The following is a 13,544-nucleotide window of genomic DNA, read 5'->3' on the forward strand; positions in this document are numbered from 1 at the left end:
CATCCCAGACTTAAAGCCTAGCAAGTTCTTTTTGTAATAACCGATACTGTGTGAGTAACGCTTTTAGGCGTTGTTGCTTTACATTTTCATTTGGCTCTACAAAATTAAGCGCTTTTTGTATCTCGTCGGCTGCTTTTAAATACGCACCATACTGAGATAATACATCTGCATTGGCTTCATGGTAGGCCGCCAATTTTTCTTGTTTTTTGTAGGCGTCAGTTAAAAGCTGTTTGCCTAAATTGTGATCGGGTTTTTCTAGTAAAAACGACTTTAGTACATTTTCAGCTAATTCATATTGCTTAGCCTCTAGTGCTGCATTTGCGTAATTTAAGGTGATCACTTGGTTATTTGGCCGATAATTATTTAGCTCGCTCAAGTAAGTCACAGCCTCTGCGGCTTTTTTTTGTGCAATGAGTAAATCTGTTTTTGTATCAATATAAAATAAGTTTTTAGGATCCTCTGCCAGTAACTCATCGAGAATAGGCTGAGCTTCATCTGTCTTTTTTTGATCAAGCAAACTAATAGCTAAACCGTACTGTAATGCTACGTTGTTATAGGTGTTTTCGCGCATTAATTTTCTAAATAAGGCTTCTGCGGTCTCGGGGGTATTATTGTAACGCGCCAACACACGACTTTTAGCTAAGTTAAAGTCAAGGCTTGAGCCTATCTGGCGTTTAGGGTACTGCTCGGCGCGAAGGCGAACATCTGACACACGACTTTCAGGAAGAGGGTGAGTGAGTAAAAACGCCGGTGGCTTATATTTATAACGAATTTGTGCGGCAAGTTTGGTTAAAAATTCGCTTGAGGCTCTGGCATCAAACCCTGCATTGTTGAGAGTTTGCATGCCCATTCTGTCTGCTTCTTGTTCGGCAGAGCGGCTATGCCTAAGTTGACTGAACGCTGATTGTGATTGGCTTGCTGAGATAATAGCCATACCAGCGTCAGGAGCTACAACCGCGGCTAAAATACCAGCAATCATGCCGGCAATGGTAAGCCCGCTATTATCTTGTTGCTGCTGAATGCGCCTTGCTAAGTGGCGCTGTGTTACGTGTGCAATTTCGTGGCCAAGAACCGATGCAAATTGGCTCTCGTTATCGGCTTGGGCTATTAATCCTGTGTGTACACCTACATGGCCGCCATAAAATGCAAACGCATTGATTTCGGGATTATTTAACCAAAAGAATGAAAATCCAAAACGCACATCATTGGCGTTAGCAACTAACTTTCGGCCTAAGGTTGTAAGGTATTCATCAAGCACCGGATCGTTAATTAATGGCGATGAGCCTCTGATCTGCATCATCATCACTTCACCAATTGCTTTTTCTTTTTCGAGCGGCAAAGCTTGCAGTGCAGACGTGCCTAGGTCAGGCAGTTGGAGATTTGTTTGTGCCTTTAACGGCTCACTTATTAGTAGGCTAAATGTAAGCACTGCACTGCATAAAATGATAAAGGCTGATTTTAGCTGCATTATATTCCTTGTTTATTTTTTATCAGGGGCACTAACGGTATCATCTGTGTATAAACGGCTGTCTTTTTCACATAATTGATAAAAAGCCTTAATTGAGACCCCATCAACCTTAACAATGTTCAATTGAGTTTGTAAAAAAGCAATAATCTCATGAACCACTTTATGTGAATGTAATATAAGCGCTTTGTCTGCTTCATCCCCTTGGTCTAAGTAAAAGCCAATAAATTTATGTAACTGATTAATGCGAATAACGGTTTTCATGGTCAATGGATCCCACAGCATAAATTCCATTGACTCATCATGTCGTGCGTATCTATCAATGGCAGTATCTTGAGAAAAAGGAAAAGCTTGCAATTCAAAACCACGTTCAGTAAATACCTGATGCAGTGCAATTCGTGGCTTGTTATTGCTCTCTTTCTCAAAAAGCTCATTAGGGTCTATTCCCAACGCTTTTAGGTTCCAATTGCGTTTGTCGGTAATACGCTTTATGGCATTATCAAATCCATGATCAAAAATGCTTTCACTCTCGCTTACTGACGAAGCCACTAAATGATAAAAATGCGGCAGCTCCCCCCAATTAATTTGTTTTTTAAACCAATTAATTTCTTTGAGAGTTGGATTGCTGGGCAATTGCGCTTTATTATGCGAATCAGGCATTAACGTATCCTTATAGCTAACGATACTATAAGCATAAACCATTGTGGAGGTTGTTTTAAGAAAAAGTTAAACTTAACTCGGTTAATCTCAATTTCCCCTGTTACAGGACTGATTATTAATGTGAATAGGTAGCAAAACGAGTATGCTAGAGCTAAATTTACGCATTTATAAATGCCCACAGCAATTTATTCAGTTTAAATTAGGGCTGCGTGATGCAATATCGTTAAAACAAGCAATTACCTTTAATATCTCACAAGAACAAAACACTGATGATATTGAACGATACTTGCAAAAAAAAGCGTATTATTACAAGTTAAATAAACAACAAGGGTTGTTACTAGTGGAGCCGTTACGTGTTTGAATATGTAAAAGCATGGTATGAAAAAAAGTTTTCTGATCCCGATTCAGTCACTTTACTTTTTTTATTGTTGGCACTGGTTGCCATGTTGTATTTTTTTGGCCCATTAATTGTGCCTGTGTTAGTGGCACTAATCATTGCTTATTTATTAGATTGGCCAGTGGTTCATCTTGAGCGGATTGGTTTTAAACGGTTTACGGCTACAACCATAGTGATGCTGATATTTATTGGCATTATGCTCACTTTAATTTTAGTTATAGGGCCTGTGCTTTGGCAGCAAAGCAGTAACTTAGTGCAAGAAACACCTCATATGATTGAACAGGGTAAATCATTCCTACTCGATCTTCCTGCTAAGTACCCCAGCCTTATTAGCGCAGATCAAGTGCAGTCGATTGTAGCAAGCGTTGAAACAAAATTACTCGACTTTGGCCAAGTGGTATTGTCTGCTTCGCTTAATTCATTAAAAGACGCTGTTGCGTGGTTAATATACCTTATTTTGGTACCTTTACTGGTGTTTTTTATGCTCAAAGATAAAGCAGAGTTGAGCACAAGTATTGCTAGAATGATCCCTAGCCAACGTCGCTTAATTTTACAGGTGTGGCATGAAATGAATCAGCAAATAATGAATTATATTCGTGGCAAAGTATTCGAAATTTTAATTATTGGCTCTGTGTCTTTTATTGCATTTACCGTGCTGGACTTACGCTACGCGGCGCTTTTAGGCGTACTCGTAGGCTTTTCGGTGCTTATTCCGTTTGTGGGCGCAGCGTTAGTAACTATACCAGTGGCCGCGGTGGCGTTATTTCAGTTTGGTTTAGACACCCAATTTTGGACCATTTTAATTATATACGGCATTATTCAAGCCCTTGATGGCAACGTATTGGTGCCTTTATTGTTCTCTGAAGCGGTTGATTTAAATCCGGTATTTATTATTGTTGCGGTGTTGTTTTTTGGTGGGCTATGGGGTTTTTGGGGAGTATTTTTTGCCATTCCACTCGCGTCATTAGTTAAGGCATTGATTAATGCATGGTCATCCACACACGAAGAACTCGCGCAAGAGCTCGACAACTAGTTTAAAAGCATAGTAAACGCATTTTTAACACGAAAGATTATTACTCATTCTCGCTAAAGTTATGTATTATTGGGAATAAGATATATTTTTTAGTAATAAGGTGCGTTTTTAATGTCAGATTTCTTATTGCACGATGAGGCCAAACCCCAAGTTTATTTAGATGCCAATGCGACCACCCCTGTATTGCCATGTATTGCAGAGGTGGTTTGTCATGCCATGCAAATATGTTTTGGTAACCCGTCAAGTCCTCATATAACCGGTATTCAAGCCAAGCACTTATTAGAACAAACTAGGCAAAAAGCCCGTACCGTCATTGGCGCGCAGCAGGGCGATATTTTGTTCACCTCGGGTGCTACTGAGGGGATTCAAACCGCTATTGTATCGACGTTAATTAACGCAAAACACCATACTAAGCCAAACCCCGTTTTATTGTATGGGGCAACCGAACATAAAGCGGTGCCTAATACGCTAAAGCATTGGAATACAGTGCTTGAAATTAACGCTGACATAATTGCTATTCCGGTTAATCGTGATGGTATTTTAGATTTAGATTTTATTGCTCAGCATATTGATAACGCTTTGATGATTTGCACGATGGCCGTTAATAACGAAACCGGTGTTTACCAAGATCTAAGCGCCATAGAAAATGTGATCCGTAGTCGCAATAGCCAAGTCACTTGGATGGTTGATTGTGTACAAGCGCTTGGTAAGCAGCAACTCAACCTAAGTGAAACAACGATTGACTATGCGCCTTTTTCAGGGCATAAACTTTATGCACCTAAAGGCATAGGCTTATTGTATATTCGTCAAGGCAGCCCATACACTCCGTTTATAGCCGGTGGCGGCCAAGAAAGTGGCATGCGATCGGGTACAGAAAACCTGCCTGGTATAGCTGGGCTCAATAAGCTATTTAGTTTGCTGCTTGATAAACAAGACGAGACATTTAAATCAATAGATGTACTTAACTTGTATCGAGATAAGCTGCATAGCGCCTTAGTTGATACTTTTGGAAGTATTACCTTTAATCATGACTTTGCCTGCTCAGTGCCCACAACGCTTAATTTTGCGGTTAACGATTTAACCAGTAAAGAAGTTATCGATTTATTTGACGCTGCAGGTATTAGGGTCAGCGGTGGCTCTGCATGCAGCACGGGAGCTACTCAGAGCTTTGTGCTTGATGCGATGGGAGCCTCACAGTGGCAAAGTGAAAACGCTATTCGTTTGTCATTTGGCCCTGCTGCCACTATGGCGCAAATAGATGATGCATGTGAACAAATTAGAGCGCTTAAAACGGTATTACAAGCTAACTGTTTAGTGATTTCTGATAGCAGTTTTCCTGTGCAAGAAGTATGTGCTTTAGGGCTTACCCAATTTAGACACCAAGGTGCATGTAGTTGGTTGTATGTAACAGATGATCAACATGCATTTATTATCGATCCGATTATTGAACTGATCCCTCGCTTTGAAAAAATAGTAACTACGCAAAATTTAACTATTACCGCTATTTTAAATACGCACGAGCATCAAGAACGTCAATGCGCACTTGATTTAACGCGCAGCGCACTTAACGAAAACCTAGTAGCTGGAGAGGTTGATAAATTAGGCTGGCCAACTAAGAGCGACAAATTGCAATTAACCACTCATGTACTCGAAAAGCTAGCCACACCAGGGCATAGCCAAGATAGCGTGAGTTATTTATTAAAAGCGAATAATGGAGATGTTCAGTACTGTTTTTGCGGTGATTTAATTTTACCTGCAGGGCTTGGAAATACCGCGCTTGATGGCGGGGATGCAATGCAAATGGCGTATTCCTTGACGAGGTTAGCAGCAGAGCTTAATCCGCAAAGTGTTGTGTGTTCAGGACATGATTACCAACAGTGCTTTGCAATGAACTGGGCTGTTCAACAGCAGCAAACGCCATTGTTACAAGCCTTACTTAAAGGTGATATTGATGACGCTGAATTTGCCGCACAAAAACAACAAGCAGATTTACAACAGCACACACAAGCTAACACGATCTGTGGTTTTGTTAATGCCAAGCCTGCTGAAGAAACTTCGCAATTAAGTTTTAACCAAGCAAAAGAAATACTGGTAAAGGGCAATGCGTATTTAATTGATACCCGAGAACCTTATGAACACGGCGCTAATAATTTAAGCGCATTGCTGAACGTACCCATGGCTAAAACCTTAAATATTCCTTTAAGTCGAATGGCTCATGCACTTACACAAGGCCAATTGGACAAAAACAACCAGTATATTTTAGTGTGTCGCAGTGGTAACCGTTCAAAAATTGCGGCAGCAAATTTGACTGAGCTTGGTTACAGCGGTGTTTATAACTTATCGGGTGGTTTAGCGTTAACCGGTTAATTGTATATTCAGAGGGCAGGCCGACATTTGTCGGCCTTTTTTTTGCTCGCTTTAATTTGAATCAGTTAGAAATTAATAAAATCTTCATTAAAGAGAGAGGCTGATCAGTTGTTAAATTCAATTTTTAATTTTATGATACCGGTGTCAAAAGCAAAAAATTGCGCTATTATCTGCATCAAAGCTTATAAAAATAACGCAAATTAGACTTTTTAAGCTATAATATTGGGCTTTGTTTTTTACAAAAATCGGTTATTTTGCGTCGTAAAAAATTAAATAAAGCGCTTTAAATCAATAGATTAATAAATTAGGGGATGTTTACATGGCGAGCCGTTCTGAGTTAGCAAGTTGGCAAGCACTAGAAAATAGTGCACAAAAGATGGCACAAACACATCTGAAAACTTTATTTGCACAAGACGATTCTCGTTTTTCTCAGTTTTCAACGTGCATTCCCGGTGTATTGTTTGATTATTCAAAACAACGTATTGATGAAAAAGTATTTGCCCAATTAATCTCATTAGCTAAAGAGTGTGACATTGAAGCATGGCGTGAAAAAATGTTTGCCGGTGAAAAAATAAATATCACCGAAGACCGTGCAGTATTGCATACCGCACTTAGAAATCGCGACCATACACCGCTTATTGTTGACGGTGAAAATATTACTGAGGCGGTCGATAGCGAACTTGCTAAAATTAAAACCTTTGTTGAAAAAGTACGTAGCGGGCAGTGGTTAGGTTACACCGGTAAAGCGGTGAAAGATGTAGTGAGTATTGGAGTAGGGGGATCAAACCTAGGCCCTCAAATGGCAACTGAAGCTCTTAAAGCAGTGGTTGATAAGCCGTTAAACGTTCATTATGTTTCTAATGCTGATGGCGTACAAATCGCATCGGTATTGAATAAAGTTGACCCTGAAACAACGTTATTTGTTGTTTCGTCAAAAACGTTTACTACATCAGAAACCATGACTAACTCAAAAACAGCGGTTGATTGGTTTTTAAATAGCGCCAAAGATAAAAGCGCCATAGCAAAGCATTTTGTGGCAGTAAGCACTAATTTAGAAAAAACCGCGGCATTTGGTATTAGTGACGAAAACGTATTTACCATGTGGGATTGGGTTGGCGGTCGTTTTTCACTTTGGAGTGCAATCGGTTTACCTATTGCTCTTTATGCCGGCTTTGAGGCGTTTGAAGCTATTTTAGAAGGGGCGTTTGAAGTTGACGAGCACTTTAAATCGGCGCCTCTTGAACAGAATATTCCTTTAATTATGGCGCTGTTGAGCGTATGGAATACCAGCTTTTTAGGCTTTAAATCGCAAGCTATTTTACCCTATGACCAAGCATTGCATATGTTGCCTGCGTATTTACAACAAGGGGAAATGGAAAGTAATGGTAAGCATGTCAGTTTTGATGGGCAAACCGTACCATATACTACCGCACCTATTATTTGGGGTATGACGGGAATAAATGGCCAGCATGCGTTTTATCAATGTTTGCACCAAGGCAATGTAATTGTCCCTGCGGACTTTATTGGCTCTGTAAAACCACAGGTTAACGTTGATAAGCATCACAATATTTTATTATCGAACTTTTTTGCACAAACCGAAGCATTAATGAACGGGGTAGATGCACAGCAGATAACCGCTGATTTAGCAGCCAAAGGCAAAACGCCTGCGCAAATTGAAATGCTGCTTAATCATAAAATTCATCAAGGAAACCGCCCAACAACGTCTATATTATTAGACACGGTTGATGCAAAAGCGGTGGGTCGTTTAATTGCACTGTATGAACATAAGATTTTTTGCCACGGTATTCTTTTACAAATATGTTCCTTTGATCAGTGGGGCGTTGAGCTTGGTAAAGGTTTAGCCTCTAAAATTGAAGCTGAATTAACCGACGATAACGTGGTTAATGAGCACGACAGCTCAACACAGGGCTTGATGGCGTACTACAAACAACACCGTACGCAGTAACACATTCACTTATTACACAATAAGTAACCAAATACCTTTGAACGGGTAGCGCTGGAGTCCTAGGGCCTGTATTTTTGTGAGAGGAATTACAGTGTCCCTAGACCCATTTTTTTATGGCGCATATAACGAACAACATTTGTAGGCTTTGTGCTAAGGCCTGCATATCCAGATAATAAACCGCTATAACTGATTACCAATATGGTAGTGGCAGGTAGCATAAACGTAGAGAGTAACTATGCTTAATCCTTTTGATATTATAATTTTTGGGGGCGGTGGTGATCTTGCGTTACGCAAATTACTTCCTGCAATGTATCGAGCATATCAAGAAGGTAACTTACCGCAAGGCTCACGTATTTTGCCTACCGTGCGCGAACAGAGTAAATGTGATGAATATATCGATACTGCGCACAAAGCATTACAAGAATTTTTAAGCGAAGGCGAGTATAACGCTAAGGATTGGAAATCGTTCTCAGCGTTTTTAGTGCCTGTAGTGAGTAATGTTACCGAAGCGGATGATAACTGGGATGTACTGAAAAAGATTCTTGATGAAGACGACAGCGATAAATCTCGTGTGTTTTACTTATCTCTTCCGCCAGCTGTGTATGGCACTTGTTGTGAAATTCTATCTACTAAAAAATTAATAACAGCCAATTCACGTGTTGTTGTAGAAAAGCCAATTGGTTATTGTGGCGAGTCTGCAGAAGTTATTAATGCGAAAATTGCACAGTACTTCGACGAAGATCAAATCTTCCGTATTGACCACTACCTAGGTAAAGAAACCGTTCAAAACTTAATGGCATTGCGTTTTTCAAATTCATTATTTGAAAACATGTGGGATGCTAAATCGATTGATAACATCCAAATTAGCTTATCAGAAACGGTAGGGCTTGAGAGCCGCGCTGGTTTTTATGATAAAGCCGGTGCCTTGCGTGATATGGTGCAAAACCACTTGTTACAGCTACTTTGCTTAGTCGCAATGGAGTCACCGCATAAACTTAAAGCCAATAGTATTCGCAATGAAAAGTTAAAAGTATTAGAGGCATTGCGTCCATTAGAAGGCGAAGATGTTGATGACAATATTATTCGTGGGCAATACGTACCGGGTGATTTAAACGGTAAAATAGTCCCAGGTTACCTAGAAGAGCTAAACGAAGGGGCAAGTAAAACTGAAACCTTCGTGGCTATTCGTGCGCACATTGATAATTGGCGTTGGGCGGGTGTGCCTTTTTACCTGCGTACCGGTAAACGTATGGCAAAGCGCTGCGCTGAAATTGTGGTTGAATATAAAAAAGTATCTCATAACGTGTATGAGGACAGCGTAGGTAATATCGAGCCAAACCGTTTAGTGATCCGTTTACAACCACAAGAAAGCATTCAATTAACGCTGATGTCGAAGCGTTTAGATAATTTAGACATGCAACTTGAACCTGTAACGATGAATATTGAGTTGTCGCAAGCATATAGTAATGGCTTTCACTCAGATGCTTACAAACGCTTAATGCTTGATGCTGCAGCGAATAATCCATCATTGTTTATTCACCGCGACGAAGTACGCCAAGCGTGGAAATGGATTGATCCAATAATTGAACGTTGGCAAGAGAAAGGTAAACCAGCACTTTATAGAGCCGGTAGTTGGGGCCCTGAAGATGCGGATGAATTATTAGCAGAGAATAATCATTTTTGGTTTAACACTGGCGATAAGGCATAAGTGATGGCAACAATAGTAGAAAAGTTTTTTGACGATAAAGCTGCGCTGACTGATGAATTATCTCAGTCACTAGAGCATGTTTTACGTGATGGCATTGAACGTGATGGCCGTGCAGTATTAATGGTTTCAGGCGGTTCTTCACCTGAGCCGGCTTATAAACATTTATCGACCCTTGATTTAAACTGGGAAAACATTGATGTTGCTATGGTTGATGAGCGCTGGGTTGAGGCAAGTCATGAAAAGAGTAATGAAGCATTTATCAAGCGTACTTTGTTACAAAACCATGGTGCAGCGGCTAATTTTATTAGCATGAAAAATACAGCAGCCACTGCAGAGCAAGGGGTTGATGCCTGTGAAGCGCAGTTTCAAGCATTAAAACGTCCTTTTGATGTGACTATTTTAGGCATGGGCCCAGATGGCCACACCGCGTCATTATTCCCACATGCACAAGGCCTGAAAAACGGCTTAGATTCAAGCCAACTTGTGTGCGCTATCAACGCGATACAAAGTGACGTAACAGGCAGTATTACTGAGCGCATGAGCTTAACGTTAAATGCGATTGCACAATCTAAAGTGGTTAAATTGCTAATTAGTGGCGATGAAAAGTTGGCTGTTTATAAACAAGCTTTAGCGGGGGGCGATGTGAATGACATGCCGTTACGTGCGGTATTAAATCACCCAGAGATCAACATTGAAGTGTATTGGGCGCCCTAATTTTAATATAAATTAGATGTGCGCTAAACCTCTTTGTATTGATGGTTTAATGAAAGGTCAGTCGCTTTTGCTACTGACCTTTTTTATTGCTGCTATGTTTTACTCTTTGCTGAATTAAACAAAGCAGCGCAGAGATAAAGATGAAATGCTGAGTATTGCCTCCACAATTAGCAGTATAAAATAGGCTTTTACACCGGTTGTAAATACTGAATAAATTTTACTTATAGCCAAAAAATCAAATGGTTAAATTTATTAAACACTAACTCACAAGCATGTTTTACGGTTTGAAAATTCCTACTCACCACGTCGTTTTAAACAAAATCAATTTAAAAATGCTTCAAGTACATGCTGGAAATGTGAACGAATTAAACAAATTTAATTCGGCTTTTTCATGCAATAATTAATTTCTTTAAAATCATTTGCTTAATGTTGAATTAGCTATTTTTCATACAAAAAGAGCGGGAAAATGTAGCAAAATTGTAATTTTGCATGTATGGTTTGTTACTACTATGACAGCGCTGTCATGGCGGTAGGCAAAATGATAAACAAAAACCAACAAAATGATTCAAGGGGAATCCTGTGTTAGCTAAAAATTTTAAAAAAAGCTTATTAGCAGTAAATATCGGCTTAGTAATGGGAGCCGGGTTCACTGGTGCTGCATTCGCAGCCGATGAAACTAAAGTTCAAGAAGATGTTGAAGTTATTGAAGTACGTGGTATTCGTCGCTCTTTAGAGGCATCTTTAAATACTAAACGTTTTGCAGATTCAGTAGTAGATGCCGTATCTGCTGAAGATGTAGGTAAGTTTCCAGATAGTGATGTAGGTGAAGCATTAGGGCGAATTTCAGGTGTTGCGGTGAATCGCGCATTTGGTCAAGGTTAACAAGTGTCTATTCGTGGTGCATCAGCGCAGTTAACTCGTACTTTACTTAATGGCCACTCAGTTGCTTCAACAGGTTGGTATGATCAGCAAAATATTGATCGTAGCTTTAATTACACATTACTTCCGCCAGAAATGGTTGGCAGTATTGAAGTATATAAATCATCACAGGCTGATATTGTAGAATGTGGTGTTGGCGGTACTGTCATTGTAAAAACGCGAAAGCCATTGGATTTAGACGCAAACACTGTTTTTGGTAGTGTTAAAGCGGATTATGGCTCAATTTCAGAAGAAGTAGATCCAGAAATATCTGGTTTATATAGCTGGAAAAATAACGATGAGACCTTTGGTGCGCTGGTATCAGCAGCATTTTCAGAAACAAACTATCAACGTAATGGCATTGAATCGTTAGTTGGCTGGGGTGACATAGTCCCTTCAACATTCCAACAACAGCGCGAGCGTACTGCGTTAAACGCCACATTCCAATACAGACCGAGTGATGAGCTAGAGCTGGGTTTGAACATTATGAGCTTAGATTTATCAGCGGATAATGCAAATACTTCACTTTTTACTATATTCCCTGATGATAAAAGTGTGGCGTGTGAGCAGGTAAATGTAGATGGTACATGTACTTTTTATCGTCGTTCAGGTGATGGCGCTAATCCAGGTTGGGCACAAACGTGGGCGCGTGCTGGTTCTATGACATCGGATACGGTTGATCTTGATTTCAAATATATAGGCGAAAATTTTGAAGTTAAGGGTCGAGTTGGTAATACCCAATCAGATGGGGGGACTGACTTAACCGCTAATTATGGTTTTTGGCTAGGAACTGCTGCAGATTATGCGGGTATATATGATGCCACTGGTGACGAAATTAAAATTGATGTGGCAAACAAATCATTTACCCCTGATGATTTTCAAGGTCAATTATCATCTGCGGGTTGGGCGCTTAAAAAGCAGCCAAATACAGATGAAGAGACCTATGCACAGCTTGATTTTACTTTCCCTGTAGACCTTGGCGCTATTACATCAATAAAAACAGGCTTGCGTTGGGCAGACCATGAAGTCAAGCAAGAAACCTATACAGCTAATGTAGTTGATACAATTTCAGCTTATGATGCCTCACGGTATTACTCTGGTACGGTCACATCAGGTGCAGGCTATGTACTACCTGAACCAAATCTAGATCAAATGATAAGCGATGGTTACGCCGCGATCACAAGTTTTGACAACACATCAATTGCTTATAAGTCGGGCTATGGCACCATTAAAGAAGAAAACTTATCGTTATATGCAATGGCTGATTTTTCCGCGGAGGGTATGCGTGGTAACTTCGGTATTCGTTATGTTTCGACCGATGCTGAGTCAGATTATTATGCGCTTGATCCAACAGGAAATTACGGTAATGGCTTAAGCACCGAAAAAGCCGATTACAGTGAGGTCTTGCCAAGTGTAAATGTGGCCTTTGACTTAACTGAAGATGTTATTTTACGCTTTTCAGCGGCGCAAGTAATTTCACGAGCAAACTACACTGATATGTTCGCGGCATCTTCGCTTTCAGGTTATGAAGACGGCACCGTAGGTAACGAAGTTATTAGTACAGGTAATATTGGGCTTGAACCATTTAAAGCGACACAGGTTGACTTAGGTGTGGAGTATTATTTTGATGGCGACGGTATGATAAGTGCTACCTTTTTCATAAAAGATATTTCATCGTTTACCAAAGTTGACCAAATTTTGAATCAAAGTATTGGTATTGTTGATCCAGATTCAGGTGTAGATAACTGGACGGTAGCGACTAAAGGTACTGGCTCAGGTGGAGAAATCAAAGGGATAGAGCTGCAAGTTCAAGATGGGTTCGATAATGGCTTTGGTTATCAAGCAAACTATACATGGGTTGATTCAGAAGCACCCGCAGAAAACTTCCCAGACCGTATCGAGTTATTCTCAGATTCATCTGAGCACACTGTAAACTTAGTTGGTTACTACGAAGCAGATGACTACAGTGTTCGTCTTGCATACAATTGGCGTTCAGAATATATGGTTCGTGAAGCACCTTATTTTTACGGTAACCGTGAGCATCAAGATTATGGAACACTTGATTTAACTGCGAACTACGCCGTAACTGACTATTTAGATCTAACATTTGAAGCGGTCAATTTAACAGAAGAAGATAGCATTCAAGTAGGTACAGCCACAGGCGCCGCTGAAGTTAAGCCAGAGCTTCGTAACGGCTATCCTGCATGGAGTTTTGAAGGTGAAGCACGCTACAGAGTAGGTATCGCTTTGCGTTTTTGATAAAAAATAAATAGCACAATGAAAGCCCAGAGATGACTGGGCTTTTTTTAGCGAATG

8 protein-coding genes and 1 pseudogene are annotated in these 13,544 nt (G+C 40.2%); 7 read left to right on the forward strand and 2 right to left on the reverse strand.

The genetic code is table 11. The features are described from left to right. Positions 1 to 10 precede the first annotated feature (10 nt). Together KG708_RS02020 and KG708_RS02025 are read right to left on the reverse strand one after the other, a co-directional pair. The gene (locus tag KG708_RS02020; RefSeq protein WP_213607859.1) at positions 11 to 1,468 is read right to left on the reverse strand and encodes a M48 family metalloprotease; all 1,458 of its coding nucleotides are present in this window, start codon (positions 1,466 to 1,468) and stop codon (positions 11 to 13) included. 12 nt (positions 1,469 to 1,480) lie between these two features. Beyond that, on the reverse strand, positions 1,481 to 2,125 hold the full coding sequence (locus tag KG708_RS02025) for a hypothetical protein (RefSeq protein ID WP_213607860.1): 645 nt from the start codon (positions 2,123 to 2,125) through the stop codon (positions 1,481 to 1,483). Positions 2,126 to 2,267: 142 nt separating this feature from the next. Here KG708_RS02025 and KG708_RS02030 point away from each other — a divergent pair, with 142 nt between their 5' ends. The 7 genes and pseudogenes from KG708_RS02030 (at position 2,268) to KG708_RS02060 (ending at position 13,487) form a co-directional block, all read left to right on the forward strand. Continuing rightward, on the forward strand, positions 2,268 to 2,486 hold the full coding sequence (locus KG708_RS02030) for a hypothetical protein (protein ID WP_213607861.1): 219 nt from the start codon (positions 2,268 to 2,270) through the stop codon (positions 2,484 to 2,486). Then, positions 2,479 to 3,555 (forward strand): AI-2E family transporter, encoded by a 1,077-nt coding sequence (locus tag KG708_RS02035; RefSeq protein WP_213607862.1) that lies wholly within the window; start codon positions 2,479 to 2,481, stop codon positions 3,553 to 3,555. The genes KG708_RS02030 and KG708_RS02035 overlap by 8 nt, the downstream gene beginning before the upstream one ends. A gap of 111 nt (positions 3,556 to 3,666) precedes the next feature. Continuing rightward, complete coding sequence (locus tag KG708_RS02040; RefSeq protein WP_213607863.1) at positions 3,667 to 5,922, forward strand: aminotransferase class V-fold PLP-dependent enzyme; 2,256 nt, start codon at positions 3,667 to 3,669, stop codon at positions 5,920 to 5,922. Between the two features lie 319 nt (positions 5,923 to 6,241). Then, entirely contained in the window at positions 6,242 to 7,888 is a 1,647-nt protein-coding gene (pgi, locus tag KG708_RS02045; protein WP_213607864.1) for a glucose-6-phosphate isomerase, read from the forward strand. A 235-nt stretch (positions 7,889 to 8,123) separates the two neighbouring features. Continuing rightward, positions 8,124 to 9,596, forward strand: coding sequence for a glucose-6-phosphate dehydrogenase (gene zwf / locus KG708_RS02050; protein ID WP_213607865.1), 1,473 nt, complete (start codon positions 8,124 to 8,126; stop codon positions 9,594 to 9,596). Positions 9,597 to 9,599: 3 nt separating this feature from the next. Further along, a complete protein-coding gene (pgl, locus tag KG708_RS02055; protein ID WP_213607866.1) occupies positions 9,600 to 10,310 on the forward strand; it encodes a 6-phosphogluconolactonase in 711 nt (236 codons plus the stop codon). 579 nt (positions 10,311 to 10,889) lie between these two features. Next, a pseudogene (locus KG708_RS02060) lies at positions 10,890 to 13,487 on the forward strand (TonB-dependent receptor). Positions 13,488 to 13,544: the final 57 nt, after the last annotated feature.

The organism is Pseudoalteromonas sp. (assembly GCF_018402495.1).
Taxonomy (GTDB): Bacteria; Pseudomonadota; Gammaproteobacteria; order Enterobacterales; family Alteromonadaceae; genus Pseudoalteromonas.